Genomic DNA, 19,188 nt, shown 5'->3' with positions numbered 1-19,188 from the left:
GAAGACCATGAGCTTCAACATCGCCCTGACCGGCCTGAACGCCGTCTCCGAACAGCTGAACACCGTCAGCAACAACATCGCCAACTCCAGCACCACCGGCTTCAAGTCCTCGCGCACCGAGTTCGGCAGCGTGTACGCCGACACCCAGGCCATGGGTGTGGAAGTGCTGGGCAACACCCAGAGCATCAGCCTGGGCGGCGCGCTGATCTCCACCAGCCGCACCCTGGACCTGGCCATCTCCGGCGGCGGCTTCTTTATCGTCAAGGGCACCAACGGCGAGACCCAGTACACCCGCGCCGGGGTGTTCGGCACCGACTCGGCCAACTATATCGTCAACAAGGCCGGCCAGAAGCTGCAGGGCTATCCGACTGACGCCGACGGCAACCTGATGACCGGTAGCCTGGGCGACCTGCGTATCAAGGCCGCAACCTTGCCAGCCAGCGCAACCACTGGCCTGGAGTTCGTGGCGAACCTGGATGCCAACATGAAACAGCCGGTGGATGGTGCTGGTGTGCCCATCCCCTTCGATCCGACGAACGTCAACAGCTACAACTCCACTTACACCACCAAGGTCTACGACTCGCTGGGCAAGGAGCACACCCTGACCCAGTACTTCGTCACCGATGGTGCGAATGGCTGGGATGCCTACTACTACGTCGACGGCGCGGCTGCAGGCACGCAAGCCCTGTCGTTCGATACGAATGGCATGTTGAACGGCGCGACCGGCGCCAGCGTCGTCGTTCCGGGGGCGGTGCTGCCGGGCGCGAGTGCTCAGACCATCGCCATCGACTACACCGGCACCACCCAGTACGGCACCAACTTCGGCGTGTCCACCAACCTGGCCAATGGCTACACCTCCGGCGAGCAGACCGGCATCGGCATCGACAGCAAGGGCAATGTGTTCGTCAACTACAGCAACGGCCAGAGCCAGCTGCAGGGCCAGGTGGTGCTGGCCAGCTTCATCAACCCGGAAGGGCTGAAGAACGTCAGTGGCACCGCCTGGACCGCCACCACCGAGTCCGGTAGCGCCCTGACCGGCGCGCCCGGCGTGGCCCAGTTCGGTACGGTCAACGCCGGCACCCTGGAAAACTCCAACGTCGACCTGACCGAGGAGCTGGTGAGCCTGATGCAGGGCCAGCGCAACTACCAGGCCAACACCAAGGTCATTTCCACCCAGAAGGATCTCGACCAGATCCTGTTCAGCGCGATGTAAGGCGGCTGACCCATGGATCGTCTCGGATACACGGCGATGACTGCGGCCAACCGCAGCATGCAGGCGCTGCAGATCCACGCCAACAACCTGGCCAACGTCAACACCGCCGGCTTTCGCGCCGACATGGAGCGCGCCGCCGCCGTGCAGGTGGAAGGCTACGGTTACGACAGCCGCCATATGGCCAGGGTCGAGAACAACGGCGTCGACCTGAGCCCCGGCCCGCTGAACTTCACCGGCCGGGCACTGGACGTGGCCATCCAGGGCCAGGGCCTGCTGGCGGTGCAGCACGGTGCCGGCGAGGCCTACACCCGCCAGGGCAGTCTGCAGGTGGATGCCGACATGCAGCTCACCGTTGGCGGCCGCGTGCTGCTCGGTGAGGGTGGCCCGTTGGTGCTGCCCGAATACGACCAGCTGCACATCGGCAGCGATGGCACCGTTTCCGTGCTGCCGCGCGGCGACTTCCTGATGGTCGAGGTCGGACGCCTCAAGCGCGTCGACAGCCAGGGCGTCGACCTGGTGAAGACCCCCGAGGGCCTGCTGATGGCGCGTGACAACGAGCCTCTGGAAGCCAGTGAAACCGTGGCCCTGGCCAGCGGCTACCTGGAGTCCAGCAACGTCTCGGCGATCAACGAACTGGTCTCCACCATGAGCCTGAGCCGCCTGTTCGAGACCCAGGTGAAGATGATGAAGGCCGCCACCACGCTGGCCGAGGCCGGCAACCGGTTGCTACGCGGCTAAGCGGCAACCCCTCTCTCCCCTTGATGGGAGAGGGGGACGAGCAGCGGATTTCCCCGCTTCGGTAACGCCGGGGCGGCTTTGAAGAGAGGATCGACAGATGAGTTCAGCACTTTGGGTCAGCAAGACCGGCCTGATCGCCCAGGACACGGCGATGACCACCGTGGCCAACAACCTGGCCAACGTGAACACCACGGGATTCAAGAGCGACCGTGCGGTCTTCGAGGACCTGTTCTATTCCATCGAGGTCCAGCCGGGTGCCCAGGCGGACCAGATCAACACCGTGCCGTCCGGCCTGCAGCTGGGCAACGGCGTACGCGTGGTCGGTACCCAGAAGATCTTCACCGAAGGCAACATCCAGACCACTGGCCAGCCGATGGACCTGGCCATCATCGGTCGAGGCTTCTTCCGCGTCGAAGGCGCTGATGGCGAGACCTACTACACCGAAAATGGTCAACTGCATCTGAATGCCGAGGGTCTGCTGGTCAATTCCCAGGGCCTGCCGCTGGTCGATCAGATCGTGGTGCCCGAAGGCAGCACCAATTTCAACGTGGGCAGTGACGGCACCGTGACCATCACCAATGCCCAGGGACAGCAGGAAGAGCTGGGCCAGATCCTGTTGGTCAATTTCGTCAATCCGGCCGGCCTGGAAGCCCTGGGCGGCAACCTCTACCGCGAAACCGCCGCCAGCGGCGAGGCGGTGGAAGGCGTGGCCGGCACCGACGGCCTGGGCCAGCTCAAGCAGTACGCCCTGGAAGGCTCCAACGTCCAGGTGGTGGAAGCCATGGTGCAGATGATCGCCATCCAGCGCGCCTACGAGGCCAACGCCAAGGTGCTGGATGCCAGCTCGGGCATGATGCAGTACCTCAACCAGTCCGTGTGATGGCCATGAAACGCACCCTGACGCTCACCCTTGCGCTGCTGCTCGGCGGTTGCGCCAGCTTTCACGAGCTGCGCGAAGACACTGAGGACGCCAGCCTCTACCAGCCGCCGGCCCTGGACTACCAGCAGCCCAAGCCGGTTGCCGGCGGCCTCTATCGCGGCAACGGCAGCGCGCTGATGTACGACAAGCGCGCCTTCCAGGTGGGCGACATCCTGACCGTGGTGCTCAACGAGCAGACCCAGTCGAGCAAGAGCGCCGGCACCAGCTTCGGCAAGGAGGCCTCGGTCGGCATTGGTATCCCCACCTTGTTCGGAAACACCTACGAGCGTCTGGAAAGTTCGGCCAGCGGCGAGCGTGACTTCACCGGCTCGGCGCGCAGTTCGCAACAGAACAGCCTGGCTGGCGCCATTGCGGTGACCGTGCATCAAGTGCTGCCCAACGGTGTGCTGCTGGTGCGTGGCGAGAAGAGCCTGCGCCTGAACCAGGGTGACGAGTTCATCCGCCTCAGCGGCCTGGTGCGACCCGAGGACATCAACCGCTATAACCAGGTGTCCTCCCAGAGCATCGCCGATGCGCGCATTTCCTACGCCGGCAAGGGCGTGCTCAACGACAGCAACTCTGCCGGCTGGCTGACGCGCTTCTTCACCAGCCCCTGGTTCCCCTTCTGACGGTGTATGCCATGCGCAAGCTGTTTCCCCTCCTGTTCCTGCTGATGCTGCCCGCCGCCGTGCGGGCGGTGCCGCTGATGGATCTGGTGGATGTCGAAGGCATTCGCGAGAACCAGCTCATCGGTTACGGCCTGGTGGTCGGTCTGGACGGCACCGGTGACAAGAACCAGGTGAAGTTCACCAGCCAGTCGGTGACCAACCTGATCCAGCAGTTCGGCGTCAACCTGCCGCCCAACGTCGACCCCAAGCTGAAGAACGTCGCCGCGGTCACGGTCACCGCCAGCGTGCCGCCGTCCTACGGCCCGGGGCAGACCATTGATGTGACGGTTTCTTCGCTGGGCGATGCGAAGAGCCTGCGTGGCGGCCAGTTGCTGCTCACTCCGCTGCGCGGCGTTGATGGCGAGGTCTACGCGCTGGCCCAGGGCAACCTGGTGGTCGGCGGCCTGAAGGCCGAAGGCAACAGCGGCTCCAGCGTGGCGATCAACAGCGCCACCACCGGCCGGGTGCCCAACGGCGCCACCATCGAGCGGAGCATCGACAGCGACTTCGCCGACCGCCCGGAGGTCATGCTCAACCTGCGCAATCCCGGTTTCCAGACGGTCACCAACATCGTGCGGGCGATCAACGACCAGATCGGCGGCAACGTGGCCAGCGCCCTGAACGCTACCAAGGTTTCGGTGCGTGCCCCAGTCACCAGTACCCAGCGCATGAGCTTCATGGCGCTGCTGGAAATGATCGATGTCGACGAAGGCCGCGAACGTCCCAAGGTGGTATTCAACAGCCGCACCGGCACGGTGGTCATGGGCGAGGGTGTGCGCGTCAAGGCTGCCGCCGTTGCCCATGGCAACCTCACCGTCACCATCAGCGAAACCCCGCAGGTCAGCCAGCCGGCTCCCTTCAGCGAGGGCCAGACGGCCGTGGTGCCGCGCTCGCAGGTGGAAGTCGCCCAGGATCGCAACGCCATGTTCAAGTGGCCTGACGGGGCCAGCCTGGACAGCATCATCAACACCGTGAACAGCCTGGGCGCCACCCCGGATGATGTGATGAGCATCCTCCAGGCGCTGGAACGCGCCGGGGCGCTCAACGCCGAACTGATCGTGATCTGACCATGAGCATTCTTTCCCTTCCGGGCAGCCTGCAGAGCTGGCGCAACAATCCCGAGGTGACTGGCATCTCGCGCAATGACCAGTTGCAGGCGGCCGCCGAGCAGTTCGAGGCGATGTTCCTGCAGCAGATCCTCAAGCAGATGCGCAAGGCCGGCGATGTGCTGTCCGAGGACAGCCTGATGCGCAGTCGCGAGCTGGACACCATGCGTGACTTCTATGACGAAGTACTGGCCGAGCACCTGGCCGGCCAGCGCCAGACCGGCATCGCCAGCATGATCGTCGAACAGATGGGAGGCGAGTCACGACCCAGCCAGGCCATGCAGGCGCCGATTGGCGGTAGCTGGTCGCAAACGGGGACATTTAAGTCCGCGGACGATGCGGTCGCCTTTCAGGATCAACAGATGACGGACCCGGTCGGGATAGACCCACCCAGCGGTGCGTCCACGCACGCATCGGCGGCCTTTGCCCTGCCGATTCGCCCTGACACCAAGGAGAATCGCTCGTGAGTCTCTTGAGCCAGATCGGCTATAGCGGCGTTCGCGCCATGCAGGTGGCGCTGACCGCCACCGGCCAGAACGTCGCCAACGTCAAGACCCCCGGCTACAGCCGTTTGGGCGTGGAAATGGGCTCGCTGAGCGGGCATACCGCCCTGAGCAGCGGTCGTGGCGTGCAGGTCAACAACATTCGCCGCATCGCCGACGACTTCGTCAATCGGCAGCTGTGGCGCGCGACCTCCCAGGAGAGCTTCACCGAGAGCCAGCAGAAGTACGTCAGTGCGCTGGAAACCCTGATGGCCAGCGAGGGCTCCAACATCAGCGGCGGCCTCGACAATTTCTACGCTGCGCTTAGCGAGGCCACGTCCACGCCGGACTCCATCGCCCTGCGCCAGCAGATTCTCAACGAGGCGCGCAACCTGGCCCAGCGCGTCAACGGCCTGAGCAACAACATCGAGACCCAGCTCAACGGCCTGCGCGGCCAGCGCGAGGCGATCGTCGTCGAGCTCAACGGCCTGACTAGCAACCTGGCTGCGCTGAACAAGCGCATCACTCACGTCGAGGCGTCCAATGGCGACGCCAAGGCGCTGCGCGATCAGCGCGACAAGCTGGTCCAGGACCTGGCCGAGCTGGCTGATATCCGCGTTCAGGAGGCCGCCGACGGTAGCTTCAGCGTGTCGCTGGCGAACGGACAGCCGCTGGTGGCGGGCCCGACTGCCGCCTCGGTGGAGTTGACCACACTGGCGAACAATCATCAGGATTTCTCTCTTGAATTCGCCGGAACCCAGTTCCCGTTGAGCCGGGATGTCTGGGGTGGCCAGCTGGGTGGCCTGTACGAAGCCGAATACAACTCGCTGCGGTCTAGCCAGCAGACCATCAGTGAAATTGCCAGCCAGTTGGCCACCACGTTCAACACTGCACTTGCCGCGGGGTTCGATCTCAACGGCGCTGCGGGTCAACCGCTGTTTACCTATGACCCCACCAGTATCTCCCAGGTGCTGACCGTCAACGATCTCCAGCCGGAAGAACTGGCCTTTGCCGGTGTCGCTACCGAGAAGGGCAACAACGACAACCTGTTGACCCTGATCGGACTCAAGAGCGCACCCGTTGTCGTGGATGGTGCCACCACGACGCTCAACGACGCCTACGCCACGTTGCTTGGCGGTGTCGCCAGCAAGAGCCGCCAGGGTCAGGCCGACGTGGAAACAGCCACCTCGGTGTTGAATCAGGCCCAGGCCCAGCGCGACAGCATCAGCGCCGTGAACCTCGATGAGGAAGGCGTCAACCTGATGAACTACCAGCAGGCCTACCAGGCCAACCTGAAGGTCATCACCACCGCCGGTGCGCTGTTCGACAGCGTGCTGGGCATGTTCTGATCCGCCAGCGAGACCGCCCCATGCGTATCACCAACGCCCAGATCAACGCCATCATGAACAGCTCGCTGGGCATCAACGCGGCCGCCACCGGCAAGCTGATGCAACAGATGGCCACCGGCGATCGAATCATCGTGCCATCGGACGACCCGATCGCCAGCGTGCGCCTGCTGCGCATCGCGCGGGAAGAGGCCAGCCTGAACCAGTACCAGACCAACATCAAGGCGCTGTCCGGGCGCCTGTCGGCGGCCGAAACCAACCTGCAGGCCGGCTCCGATACCCTGCTGGAAATCCGTGACCTGCTGCTCTGGGCAGCCAACCGCGGCAGCAACTCGGACGAGGATCTGGGCAGCATGGCCAGCGAGCTGTCCAGCCTCGAAGAGACCTTTGTCAGCTACCTGAACGTACGTGACGAGGAAGGCCGTTACTACTTCTCCGGCACCATGACCGATCAGCCCGCCATCACCCTGACGGCCGGTACCTACGCGCTGACCGGCAACGACAAGTATCGCGAAGTGGCCGTTTCCAATGCCGTGCTGATCAAGGACAACGTAACGGCCGCCGAGGTGCTGAGCGGAGCACCCGGCTTCCTCAACGATCTGCATGCGCTGGTCGACCAGATGGTGAACAGCCCGGCCACCATTACCACCGAGATTGGCGACGCGATCGACAACCTGGACCGGGTGCTCGGCTCGCTCAGCAGCCAGATTACCGAGCTCGGCGGCCGGCAGAACACCCTGTCGCTGCTCAAGGACAGCCAGGCCGACGTGTCGCTGGTAAACCAGAAGATCGAAGGCGAGCTGTCCTCCCTGGACTACGCCAAGGCCTCGCTGGACCTGGCCAACTACCAGGTGGCGCTGCAGGCGACCCAGAAGTCCTACCTGAAGCTGCATAGTCTGAATCTGTTCGACCTGATGTAAGGGAAGGGGACACCATGAAGGTTGACAAGCAACTGCCGGCCGTCACGCCGTTTGCGCTGGATCGGCAGACGTCCGACCTCAAGGGTGTCGCCCTGCAACGCGCCAGCGGCGCCACCCAGGCCACCGAGCGGGAAACGCCGCGCAACGAGTCGGCGCCGCGCCAAAGCAGCACCTACGGTCTGCAGCTCAATCAGCAGCTGTCGGCCATGCAGTCGGCCAGCAGCTACCTGAACCAGGTGCAGGCCCGGCTCAGCCAGCTGAAGCTCAAGCTCGGCCGCCAGCTGAGCGCGCCCTCCGCCAGCGCGGCGGAGATGGACGGCGCCCGCGAGGCGCTGCAGAAGGTCAATGCCATCTTGCAGCAGCGCATCCGTCTGGATGACAACGTCATCGACCCGGGTTACCAGCTCAAGTTGACCGAGCCGGTGCGTGTGCGCTTCAGCCTGCAAGGCCTGGAGTCCATCGACCAGATCCATCAGGCCGGCCAGGAGACCCTGGTGTTCACCGCCGGCCGTCAACTGCCGGAGCCACTGGCGGTGGTGCTGGACGAGGGCCTGAGCGACGAGCAGGTACTGCGCCGCTTCAACGTCAGCCTGGGCCAGGCCGGTCTGCGCGCCGAACTGGATAACGAAGGTCTGCTGAAGTTCTCCGCCCGGGAAAGCGATTGGGCGGCGCTGCGCGACCAGTTGGCCGTGCGCGGCGAAGGCAAGCTGTTCGCCAAGGACAGTTTTGCCCGTGTGGAAAGCGCCGAAGACGGCTTGCTGGGCCTGCCCAGCGACTCGCAGCTGGAGTCCACCAGCGAGATGCGCAGCATCCTCGACAACGTGATCGCCGCCCTGGACCGCATCGCCGCCCTGCGCGAGCAGATTCGCGAGCGTGAAGCGGATATCCGCCAGTTCCTGCGAGAGCAGCTGGACGGTGACGAGCAGCAGTGGGCGCAGAACTACCTGGGCTCGCTGCTCAAGGTGCTGCGCTCAGGCGCCAACAGTTATATCGCGCAATCGCAGATCATCGTCAGCCAGGCCAACCTGAACCGCTACAACGTGGTCAGCCTGCTGGCCTGATGCCCTTGCATGGCCGGAGCGCCGGCCATGGTTTCTCCTGCGCCAACCGCCCCGGGCCATCCCTGTCAACCAAGGGGTCCACTGCAACGCGCGCCTGGGCGTGGTGCATTGCCATGTCCAAGCCCTGCTTCCGTCTTTTCGTCTAAGTGTGACGCAGGTCACTTTTCTGGACAGCGAAGACCGCGGTGATGATAATCCGCCATCAATATCAATGCGGCATCATGGCGCGGGGAGATGCACATGGAATTGGCCACGCGGCTGCAGCGCCTGGTCTGGGGTCTTTCGGCCATGCTGGTGCTGGCAAGCCTGTCGCCTGTGGCCCAGGCTGCGGCGCTTCCCGCATGGGTCAGCGCCCCGCCCCAGGACAACCTCAGCGCCTTTTACGGTGTCGGCGAAGGCCCGAACCTGAACGAGGCCACGCAACAGGCGTTGCGCTCCATCGCCGGCAAGCTGAGCACGCGCATCCGCAGCGACGCCGTTTCCCACGGTGGCATCTCCGGCAATACCGTTACCCGCAGCTACCAGGAAACGGTCGAAGCCTATATCCAGGACATCAAGCTCTCCGCCTACAACGTTCGCCAGGCCGAACTGGTCGGTGGCCGCTATTTTGTCCTGGTGGAAATGTCTCGCGAGGATTTCGTCCGCGATACCCAACTGCAGCTGGAAACCGTTGAGGCGGACCTGCGCCGGCGGCTGGATGGCACGCTCACGTCCCGGCCGTTTGACCGCTTCCTGGCCTGTCAGTCCGCCCCTGCGCTGATTGATCAGGCCCGCCTGCTGAGTCGGGTGCTGTCCACGGCGGACAGCGCCTTCGAGGCCGTACCCGCCATGCAGCGCTATGACGCCTACCAGCGCGGTTGCGACCAGAGCCTGCAGAACCTCACGCTGCAATTGAAAGCCGCACCGGCGTTCACGCCACTGGCCGAGGCCATCGGTCAGGCGCTGGCGGTGCGTACCGTCAGCGCGGGCCGTGCCGACGGCCGACTGGACATCCAGGGCTCGGTGGTCAACCAGGAGATGTTTGGCAGCCTGAACGCCGTGGTCGATCTTTCGGTGGCGCTGGTCGACGACCGCAACAGCGTGGTTGCTCGCCAGAGCTACCGGCTCAATGGCCTGTCCATGCTCAGTTACGAAGGGGCGCTGCAAGACGCCCTGCGCAAGTTCCTGGCTTCCGGCGGGGTCGACAGGGTGCTGTCCGACCTACGCCTTCAGTAAAAGCCCTGCCTGTTCAGGGATGTCATTACTCATGACCCCGGGGGAGGGGACGATGAAGAGGATTGCTCTGCTCACGATGGCACTGGCGATGGCCGGGTGTTCGTCAACCACCATCAAGAACCTCGACGCCATGCAGCCCGTGAGCCTGCAACCCAGCGACATCATGCCTAGCAAAACCGCCCTGGCGGGCAAGGCGCCGCGCGTGGTGGTTTTCGATGCGGATCATGGCACCAGCGATCTGGCCAAGAGTTCACAGGTCGGTGGGACGATCGCCCGCGAGATCGAGAAACACCTGGGTGCCACCCACGTGGAACTGGTCGACCGCAAGCTCGCAAGCAAGCTCCAGGATGAACTGCGCCTGGCCGAGATGAGGGGCAAGCTGGAGTACCAGGGTCCGGAAATCGCAGATATTGCGATTGTCGGTGTGATATCTGATGCGTCCTCCGGTTCTTCCTTCACCGAAAGCTCCAGCTGGCAGGACAGCAAGGGCCGCTGGCAAACCACGCCCGCCAAATGCAACTACTCGGGCTCGGTGAGCGGCAGCATTCGCATTTACCAGATGCCTTCCATGCGCGAGGCAACTTCCGTGGAGCTGAAGGGAAGTTCCAGTACCAGCGAGGATGCCCGCAGCAGCAACTGTGGCCTGACGCGCTCCGGCGCCGAGCAGATGGTCCGCGCCGCGGCAACCCGTGGCGTCGGCAGCATTCGCACCGATCTCCTCAACATTTTCGCCCCGCGCGGTTACGTGATCGAACAGCGTTCCGGCGAGGGCCAGCATGCCCTACGGGTCACCCTGGGCACCAAGCATGGCCTTAAGCAGGGGATGAAGCTGGAGCTGCTGAGCGTTACCCGTTCGGTCAATCCGCTGACCAACGAAGCCAGCGTCGACAGCTTCGTCGTGGGCAGTGCGTTTGTGTCGGACAAGATCGGCGCCGACAATGCCTGGGTGGTCATCGATGAAGAGGTGATCGACAAAATCCGCCTGGGCCAGCCCGTTCGCGTGCAGTACAAGAAGAGCTTCATGGACCAGATGAAGCACCTGGCTGATATCTGATCAGCCTGAGGCAGCGGGCGCGGCTCCGCAGCCTTTGCCGCGAAGGGGACACATGAACAGACGTCATTTCCTGGCAGCTGCGGCGAGCCTGCCATTTGCGCCTGCCTGGGCAATGGAATTCGAGTCCTTCCGCCGAGCCCGGGAACAGGAGCGTGCCGCGTTCAATGACACGCAAGGCAGCGAATTCTCGACCTACCAACGGGAACTCCAGACTGCTTTCCAGGCTTACCGCGACAGCTATGCCAATGCGGTGCAGGCCCGTCAGCGCGAGCTGTCCGTCTACTGGCGTGACGCCGAGCTCAGCAGCCAGACCCGCTGGGTGGAATACAGCGAGGACAAGGCGATCCAGCGGACCGTCGACTTCGAGACCAACCGCATCACCCTGCGCCTGCGCCCCGAAGCCGGTGGCGCTGACGCCCGGCTGGTCCGCCGCGAACTGGCCACTCTGCTGGGCACCGAGGTCGCCCAGGCGGCGAGCAACGACCCGGTATCCGTGGCGGTGGAGAAAGCGGTACGCAATGCGGCGCCCCACTCCGCGCTGGAGGGCGAAGGCGAGCACCGGCTGGTCCTGGGCGAGCTGTTTGGCCAGCAGGCGTCGAGTGGCCGCCAGATCCAGGAAGTCGCCGAGCGGCTGGCCGGCAGCGCCACGACGACAAGCGATAACGGTGTGGTCACGGTCAGCGTGCCGCTGCCAGCCTCGCGTCCGGCGCAAAAGGCGCAGGACTATGCGGCGAGGGTCCGGCCGTTCGCGCAGAAATGGCGCGTGGAGCCGGCGCTGGTGCTGGCGGTGATGCATACCGAAAGCGCGTTCAATCCGCTGGCCCGTTCGCCGGTTCCGGCCTACGGCCTGATGCAGATCGTGCCCGGCTCGGCGGGCAAGGATGCGACTGAGCTGGTCTACGGCAAGGCACGTGTGGTGACGCCGTCGTACCTGTACGACGCCGAGCGCAACATCCAACTGGGCGTGGCCTACCTGCATCTGTTGCAGGAGCGCTATCTGCGCGCCATCACCCATCCGGAAAGCCGTCTGTACTGCGCCATCGCCGCCTACAACACCGGCGCCGGCAATGTGGCGCGCAGCTACACCGGCACCACCAACATCAACAAGGCTGCCGAGCGGATCAATCGCCTGTCGCCCAAGGCCAACTTCGAGCACATGCGCGCCCGGCTGCCCTACGAGGAAACCCGCAACTACCTCCAGCGGGTCGCCTCGCGCCTGCCGGGCTATCGGTCGCTGTAACTGTGTCGATAACAACCTCGGTTGGCGGCGTTGTGCCGTCGACTTACCGCTGAAATCCCAGGGAGTTCCCGAATGAAGCGTTTCTCTTCGCTGTTTTGCCTGACCGCTCTTACCGCCGCCGTGCTGACCGGTTGCGGTACAAAGCCCGCTGAAACCAGCGCCAGCCTGCCGGACTGGGTCATGGCGCCGATGGTCGATGGCGGCATCGCCTCCACCAGCTGCGTGCGTGACACCGGCAATTTCAGCCTGGACCGCGCCCAGGCCACCGCCAGTGCCCGTGCCAGCCTGACCAAGGAAATCGGCATCAAGGTCCAGGCCATGGACAAGGAATACCAGCGCAGCTCCACCGGCGGCGGCCAGAACGAAACCGGCAGCACCTTCGAATCCGTTTCGCGCCAGGTCGCCAACGAGTACATCGTCGGCTCGCGTCCGGCCAAGGTGGATTTCGTGAACATCAACGGCCAGCGCAACCTGTGCGTGATGGTCGCCATGCAGCCGGAGGCCACCAAGGGCCTGTTCGACAGCATCATGCGCCAGAGCAAGCGCAAGCTGTCGCCGCAGAACGAAGAGATCCTCTACGAGGAATTCCGCGCCGCCAAGGCCCAGCAGGAACTGATCGAAGCCACCCGCTGATCGACCCTGGCTTCGCCCGAACGCCGCTTCCCCGGAAGCGGCGTTTTCATTGGGCGGGACAAAACTTGCCGTAGGGTGGACAACGTTTTCCTTGTCCACCAGGCAGCGGCTCCCGGATGGGCCGTCCGAACGCGCCCACTCTGTCCCTCGCCGCCCGCCACGAGTAGAATCCGCCGCTTTTTACAGCCGGGCTTTCTGCCATGACTTCGCCTACCTCCACCGAACCGCGCCATGACCTGGTCTATGGCCTGAACGACCGTCCGCGCCCCTGGATTGCCTTCCTCGCCGCGCTGCAGCACCTGCTGGCGATCATCGTGCCCATCGTCACCCCGGGCCTGCTGATCTGCCAGGCCATCGGCGTGTCGCCGCGCGACACCAACATCATCGTCTCCATGTCGCTGGTGATTTCCGGCATCGCCACCTTCGTGCAGTGCCGGCGCTTCGGGCCGTTCGGTGCGGGCCTGCTGATCGTGCAGGGCACCAGTTTCAACTTCGTCGGCCCGCTGATTGCCGGCGGTGTGCTGATGGTCAAGGACGGCATGCCGGTGGAAGCCGTGATGGCCGCCATCTTCGGCGTGGTCATCGCCGGCTCGTTCATCGAAATGGGCGTGTCGCGCTTGCTGCCGTTCGTGAAGCGGCTGATCACCCCGCTGGTGACCGGCATCGTGGTGCTGATGATCGGCCTGACGCTGATCAAGGTCGGCCTGATCAGCATGGGCGGCGGTTACGCGGCCATGGGCAACGGCACCTTCGCCAATGGCGAGAACCTGCTGCTCTCCGGCGTGGTGCTGGCGCTGATCGTCATCCTCAACCGCATCCCGGTGGTCTGGCTGCGCAGCTGCGCCATCATCATCGCCCTGGCCGCCGGCTATGCGCTGGCCGGCTACCTGGGCCGCCTGGACTTCACCGGCATGCGCGAGGCCGACCTGTTCCAGGTGCCGATGCCGCTGCACTTCGGCCTGGGTTGGTCGTGGAGCCTGTTCATCCCCATGGTGGTGATCTACCTGGTGACCTCGCTGGAAGCCATCGGCGATGTGACCGCCACCAGCAAGATCTCCCGCCAGCCGGTGGAAGGCCCGCTGTGGATGCAGCGCATCAAGGGCGGCGTGCTGGTCAACGGCGCCAATTCGCTGCTGGCCGGTTTCTTCAACACCTTCCCCAGCTCGGTGTTTGCCCAGAACAACGGCATCATCCAGCTCACCGGCATCGCCAGCCGCTACATCGGCATGTGGCTGGCCGCCATGCTGGTGATCCTCGGCCTGTTCCCGGCGGTGGCCGGCGTGCTGCAGGCGGTGCCGGAGCCGGTGCTCGGCGGCGCCGCGCTGGTGATGTTCGGCGCCGTGGCGGCGGCGGGCATCAACATCCTCGCCGGCATCGAGCTGGACCGCCGCGCGCTGCTGATCATCTCCGTGTCGCTGGCCCTGGGCCTGGGCTTCTCCCAGGTGCCGGAATTCCTCGCCCATCTGCCGGCCGGCCTGCGCAGCGTGCTGGAGTCCGGCGTGGCCACCGGCGGCATCTGCGCGCTGGTCATGAACTGGTTCCTGCCGGAAGCCAAGCAGGCTGCCGACGCGCGCTGATTCACGAGTCGTAGGGTGGACATCGTTGTTCATTGTCCACCGTCCGGTGTGCATGCTGCGGCGGACAAAACGGCGATGTCCGCCCTACGGTTTATGGCAACCGCATAGGGTGGGCATCGCTTTTAACTGTCCACCGCCCGTTGTGCACGCTAGGGCGGACAAAAACCGCGATGTCCGCCCTACGCTGCGCCTTGGTCCCGGGCGTACACTTGGTTCATATCCCGCTCCGGGAGGCTGGCTATGCCGATGTTCCCGACCACCGATCTGTTCGCCGAGCCCATCCAGTCCGGTCGCCTTCAACTGGGCCCCGCCACCTGGCTGCTGCGCGGCTTCGCCCAGCCCTGGATCGATACCCTGCTGGCCGAGCTGCGCCTGATCGAAGCCGCCGCCCCCTTTCGCCACATGCACACGCCCGGCGGCCTGCGCATGTCCGTGGCGCAGACCAACTGCGGTCCGCTCGGCTGGATCAGCGACCGTCACGGCTACCGCTACAGCCCGACCGATCCCGACACCGGCCAACCCTGGCCGCCCCTGCCGCCGGCGTTCCGCCAACTGGCCGAACAGGCCGCTGCCACAGCCGGTTTTCCCGGCTTCCTGCCCGACGCCTGCCTGATCAACCGCTACCTGCCCGGCACCCGCCTGTCGCTGCATCAGGACAAGGACGAACGCGACTTCACCGCCCCGATCGTCTCGGTCTCCCTGGGCCTGCCGGCGGTCTTCCAGTTCGGTGGCATGCGCCGCGCCGACAAACCGGAGCGTGTGTCGCTGCTGCATGGCGATGTGCTGGTGTGGGGTGGCGAGGATCGGCTGCGCTATCACGGCGTGCTGGCACTCAAGGACGGCCAGCATCCACTGCTGGGCGCGCAACGCATCAACCTGACCTTCCGCCGCGCCGGTTGAGCTCCCACAAGGCCTGCGCGCCCTCCGCCCCTGCGCTTTTTCGAAAGCTACACTGGTTGAGGGTTGAGCAGCCGGGCCGCCAGGCCATCCAGCGCCGGGGTACCGACAACAGGGTTCGGAGGGCAGAGCATGAGCAGCACGTTTGGCGTGAAACTCGACGACACCACCCGCGCGCGGCTTGAAGCCGCCGCGCAACGGATCGACCGCACACCGAACTGGCTGATCCGGCAGGCCATCCACCTGTATATGGAACAGATCGAGCGCGGCGACGTTCCGGACACCCCCGAGGACAGCCTGCTGGACGAACGCGAGGAAGAAACCCGGGAGGACGTCCGTTACCAGCCCTTCCTGGCCTTCGCCGAAAGCGTGCACCCGCAATCCATACTGCGTGAAGCCATCACCGCGGCCTACCGGCGACCCGAACCGGAAGTGGTGCCGGTGCTGGTCGAACAGGCGCGCCTGCCCGCCGAACTGAGTACCAAGGCCAGCAGCCTGGCCTACCGGCTGGCGGAAACCCTGCGCAACCAGAAGGCCGGCATGGGCCGCGCCGGGCTGGTGCAGGGACTGCTGCAGGAATTTTCCCTGTCCTCCCAGGAAGGCGTGGCGCTGATGTGCCTGGCCGAGGCCCTGCTGCGCATCCCCGACAAGGGCACCCGCGATGCGCTGATCCGCGACAAGATCAGCGCCGGCAACTGGCAGCAGCACCTCGGCCAGAGCCCCTCCCTGTTCGTCAATGCCGCCTCCTGGGGACTGCTGCTCACCGGTCGGCTGGTCGCCACGCACACCGAAACCGGACTCTCCAGTGCCCTGAACCGCCTGATCGGCAAGGGCGGCGAGCCGGTGATCCGCAAGGGCGTGGACATGGCCATGCGCATGATGGGCGAGCAGTTCGTCACCGGCGAAACCATCGGTGAGGCGCTGGCCAACGCCGGCAAGATGGAGGCCAAGGGCTTCCGCTACTCCTACGACATGCTCGGCGAGGCGGCCCTCACCGAGGACGACGCGCTGCGCTACCTGGCCTCCTACGAGCAGGCCATCCACGCCATCGGCAAGGCCTCCCACGGACGCGGCATCTACGAAGGCCCGGGCATCTCCATCAAGCTCTCCGCGCTGCACCCGCGCTACAGCCGCGCGCAATTCGAGCGGGTGATCAACGAGCTGTACCCGCGCGTGCTCGGCCTGACCCAATTGGCGCGCCAGTACGACATCGGCCTGAACATCGACGCGGAGGAAGCCGACCGCCTGGAAATCTCCCTCGACTTGCTGGAACGCCTGTGCTTCGAGCCGTCGCTGCGCGGCTGGAACGGGATCGGCTTCGTCATCCAGGGCTACCAGAAGCGCTGCTTCCACGTGGTCGACCACCTGATCGACCTGGCGCGGCGCAGCGGGCACCGGCTGATGATCCGCCTGGTCAAGGGCGCCTACTGGGACAGCGAGATCAAGCGCGCCCAGGTGGACGGCCTGGAGGGTTACCCGGTGTTCACCCGCAAGGTGTACACGGACGTGTCCTACATCGCCTGTGCGCGCAAGCTGCTGGCCGTGCCGGATGCCATCTTCCCGCAGTTCGCCACCCACAACGCCCATACCATGGCGACGATCTATCACCTGGCCGGCAACAACTACTACCTCGGCCAGTACGAGTTCCAGTGCCTGCACGGCATGGGCGAGCCGCTCTATGAACAGGTGGTCGGCAAGGTGGCCGACGGCAAGCTGAACCGCCCGTGCCGCATCTACGCGCCGGTCGGCACCCATGAAACGCTGTTGGCCTACCTGGTGCGCCGCCTGTTGGAAAACGGCGCCAACACCTCCTTCGTCAACCTGATCGCCGACCCGGACGTCAACCTGCGCGAGCTGGTCGAAGACCCGGTGGCCAAGGTGGAAAGCCTGGCGGCCCGGGAGGGCGCCCTGGGCCTGCCGCACCCGCGCATCCCGCTGCCGCGCCAGCTGTACGGCGAGGCGCGGCTCAATTCCTTCGGCCTCGACCTGTCCAACGAACACCGGCTGGGTTCCCTGTCCGGCGCGTTACTGGCTGGCGCCCATGTGGACTGGCGCGCCGAGCCACTGCTGGATGGCCCGGTCGACGGCAGCCAGACGCTGCCGGTGCGCAACCCGGCGGATCAGCGCGATCAGGTCGGCGAGGTGCAACTGGCCAGCCTGGCGGATGTGGGCAATGCCGTCGCCGCCGCCGAGCGCGCCGGCGCCGGCTGGCAGGCCACGCCGCCCGAGCAGCGCGCGCAGATCCTCGAACGTGCCGCCGACCTGTTCGAAAACGACCTGCCGAAGCTGATTGGCATCACCGTGCGCGAGGCCGGCAAGACCTTCGCCAACGCCATCGGCGAGGTGCGCGAGGCGGTGGATTTCCTGCGCTACTACGCCGCCCAGGTGCGCGCCGACTTCGCCAACGACACCCACCGGCCGCTCGGCCCGGTGGTCTGCATCAGCCCGTGGAACTTCCCGCTGGCGATCTTCACCGGCCAAGTGGCCGCCGCGCTGGCCGCCGGCAACACGGTGCTGGCCAAACCGGCGGAACAGACCCCGCTGATCGCCGCCCAGGCCGTGCACCTGCTGCACCAGGCCGGTGTGCCGCGTGGCGCGCTGCAACTGCTGCCCGGGCGGGGCGAGGACGTGGGCGATGCGCTGGTGCGCGACGAGCGGGTCAAGGGCGTGATCTTCACCGGCTCCACCGAAGTGGCGCGGCTGATCGCCGCCAACCTCGCCGGCCGTCTGGATGCCCGCGGCCGGCCGGTGCCGCTGATCGCCGAAACCGGCGGGCAGAACGCCATGATCGTCGACTCCTCGGCGCTGGCCGAGCAGGTGGTCACCGACGTGGTCGCCTCGGCCTTCGACAGCGCCGGCCAGCGCTGCTCGGCGCTGCGCGTGCTCTGCCTGCAGGAGGACGTGGCCGACCGAATCCTCACCATGCTCAAGGGCGCCATGGCCGAATACCGGCTCGGCAACCCCGACCAACTGGCGGTGGACATCGGCCCGGTGATCGACGCCGAAGCCAAGGCCGGCCTGGAACGGCATATCCAGGCCATGCGCGAGCGGCGCCACAGCATCCACCAGGCGGCGCGCACCGTGGGCGCCAACCTGCAGTACGGCACCTTCGTGCTGCCCACGCTGATCGAGCTGGACAGCATCCAGGAGCTGGGCCGCGAGGTGTTCGGTCCGGTCCTGCACGTGGTGCGCTATCAGCGCGAAGACCTGGATCGGCTGATCGAACAAATCAACGGCACCGGTTACGGGCTGACCTTCGGCATCCACACGCGCATCGACGAAACCATCGCCCAGGCGGTGGACCAGGTGCAGGCCGGCAACCTGTACGTGAACCGCAACATGATCGGCGCGGTGGTCGGCGTGCAGCCGTTCGGCGGGGAAGGGCTGTCCGGCACCGGGCCCAAGGCCGGCGGGCCGCTGTACCTGTACCGTTTGCTGTCCAGCCGACCCGAGGATGCCCTGCGCAGAACCTTCGCCCGCCACGACGAGGCCGGCCCCGCCGATGCCAGCCTGCGTGAACAGCTCGACAGCCAGCTCGGCCGGCCGCTGGCCGCCCTGCGCGACTGGGCGCTGCAGCATGAGCGCGGCCCGCTGGTGGAACTGTGCGACCGCTACGCCGCCGACTCGCAGAGCGGCCTGAGTCGGGTGCTCAACGGACCCACCGGGGAACGCAACAGCTACCTGCTGCTGCCCCGGGAAAGCGTGCTCAGCCTGGCCAACGACGAAGGCGACCGCCTCTGCCAGCTGGCCGCCGGCCTGGCGGTGGGCAACCACCTGTTCTGGCCCGACGACGAAGCCAACCGCGCGCTGCGTGGCGCGTTGCCCCGGGTCGTGCAGGACCGGATCAGCCTGATTCGTGACTGGAACGGCGAAGCCGTCGCCTTCGACGCGGTGATGCACCACGGCGACGCCGACCAGCTACGCGGCATCAGCCAGCAACTCGCCCGCCGCGACGGTCCGCTGGTCGCCGTGATCGGCCTGCCGGCCGGCGACACGGACATCCCGCTGGAGCGCTTGCTGATCGAACGAACCCTGAGCGTGAACACGGCGGCGGCGGGGGGCAACGCAAGCCTGATGACCATTGGCTGAGCGGCACCGTAGGGTGGAAAACGCCGCAGG

15 protein-coding genes and 1 pseudogene are annotated in these 19,188 nt (G+C 65.7%); all 16 read left to right on the top strand.

From position 1 onward, the window contains the following. Positions 1–7 precede the first annotated feature (7 nt). On the top strand, positions 8–1,213 hold the full coding sequence (gene flgE / locus PT85_RS11650; protein ID WP_039606715.1) for a flagellar hook protein FlgE: 1,206 nt from the start codon (positions 8–10) through the stop codon (positions 1,211–1,213). A gap of 12 nt (positions 1,214–1,225) precedes the next feature. Continuing rightward, complete coding sequence (locus PT85_RS11645) at positions 1,226–1,951, top strand: flagellar basal body rod protein FlgF (RefSeq protein WP_039561217.1); 726 nt, start codon at positions 1,226–1,228, stop codon at positions 1,949–1,951. Between the two features lie 97 nt (positions 1,952–2,048). Then, positions 2,049–2,831 carry a flagellar basal-body rod protein FlgG gene (flgG, locus tag PT85_RS11640; protein WP_027588867.1) on the top strand — a complete coding sequence of 261 codons (783 nt, stop codon included), beginning with the start codon at positions 2,049–2,051 and terminating at the stop codon, positions 2,829–2,831. Positions 2,832–2,836: 5 nt separating this feature from the next. Then, positions 2,837–3,499, top strand: coding sequence for a flagellar basal body L-ring protein FlgH (gene flgH, locus PT85_RS11635; RefSeq protein WP_039606790.1), 663 nt, complete (start codon positions 2,837–2,839; stop codon positions 3,497–3,499). Between the two features lie 11 nt (positions 3,500–3,510). Further along, positions 3,511–4,605, top strand: coding sequence for a flagellar basal body P-ring protein FlgI (locus PT85_RS11630; RefSeq protein WP_027588865.1), 1,095 nt, complete (start codon positions 3,511–3,513; stop codon positions 4,603–4,605). 2 nt (positions 4,606–4,607) lie between these two features. Continuing rightward, positions 4,608–4,913: pseudogene (locus PT85_RS18045) on the top strand (rod-binding protein); the annotation flags it as partial. 194 nt (positions 4,914–5,107) lie between these two features. Next, positions 5,108–6,475, top strand: coding sequence for a flagellar hook-associated protein FlgK (flgK, locus tag PT85_RS11620; RefSeq protein WP_039561214.1), 1,368 nt, complete (start codon positions 5,108–5,110; stop codon positions 6,473–6,475). 20 nt (positions 6,476–6,495) lie between these two features. Continuing rightward, positions 6,496–7,392 (top strand): flagellar hook-associated protein FlgL, encoded by an 897-nt coding sequence (flgL, locus tag PT85_RS11615; protein ID WP_039561212.1) that lies wholly within the window; start codon positions 6,496–6,498, stop codon positions 7,390–7,392. Positions 7,393–7,406: 14 nt separating this feature from the next. After that, positions 7,407–8,453, top strand: coding sequence for a hypothetical protein (locus PT85_RS11610; protein WP_039561211.1), 1,047 nt, complete (start codon positions 7,407–7,409; stop codon positions 8,451–8,453). Between the two features lie 240 nt (positions 8,454–8,693). Beyond that, a complete protein-coding gene (locus tag PT85_RS11605; protein WP_039606714.1) occupies positions 8,694–9,668 on the top strand; it encodes an LPP20 family lipoprotein in 975 nt (324 codons plus the stop codon). Between the two features lie 52 nt (positions 9,669–9,720). After that, positions 9,721–10,722: a hypothetical protein gene (locus PT85_RS11600; RefSeq protein ID WP_139182013.1), complete on the top strand. Its 1,002-nt coding sequence runs from the start codon at positions 9,721–9,723 to the stop codon at positions 10,720–10,722. Positions 10,723–10,774: 52 nt separating this feature from the next. Next, the gene (locus PT85_RS11595) at positions 10,775–11,962 is read left to right on the top strand and encodes a transglycosylase SLT domain-containing protein (RefSeq protein ID WP_082013057.1); all 1,188 of its coding nucleotides are present in this window, start codon (positions 10,775–10,777) and stop codon (positions 11,960–11,962) included. Positions 11,963–12,034: 72 nt separating this feature from the next. Beyond that, entirely contained in the window at positions 12,035–12,595 is a 561-nt protein-coding gene (locus tag PT85_RS11590; protein ID WP_027588858.1) for a hypothetical protein, read from the top strand. A gap of 200 nt (positions 12,596–12,795) precedes the next feature. Then, positions 12,796–14,172, top strand: coding sequence for a nucleobase:cation symporter-2 family protein (locus tag PT85_RS11585; RefSeq protein WP_039606711.1), 1,377 nt, complete (start codon positions 12,796–12,798; stop codon positions 14,170–14,172). A gap of 240 nt (positions 14,173–14,412) precedes the next feature. Beyond that, positions 14,413–15,072, top strand: a complete 660-nt coding sequence (alkB, locus tag PT85_RS11580; RefSeq protein WP_074467506.1) for a DNA oxidative demethylase AlkB — start codon at positions 14,413–14,415, stop codon at positions 15,070–15,072. A 129-nt stretch (positions 15,073–15,201) separates the two neighbouring features. After that, positions 15,202–19,158: a trifunctional transcriptional regulator/proline dehydrogenase/L-glutamate gamma-semialdehyde dehydrogenase gene (gene putA, locus PT85_RS11575; RefSeq protein ID WP_039606710.1), complete on the top strand. Its 3,957-nt coding sequence runs from the start codon at positions 15,202–15,204 to the stop codon at positions 19,156–19,158. Positions 19,159–19,188 lie beyond the last annotated feature (30 nt).

This window comes from Pseudomonas flexibilis (assembly GCF_000806415.1).
Classification (GTDB): Bacteria; Pseudomonadota; Gammaproteobacteria; order Pseudomonadales; family Pseudomonadaceae; genus Serpens; species Serpens flexibilis.
This window is presented reverse-complemented; position numbering and strand designations above follow the sequence as displayed.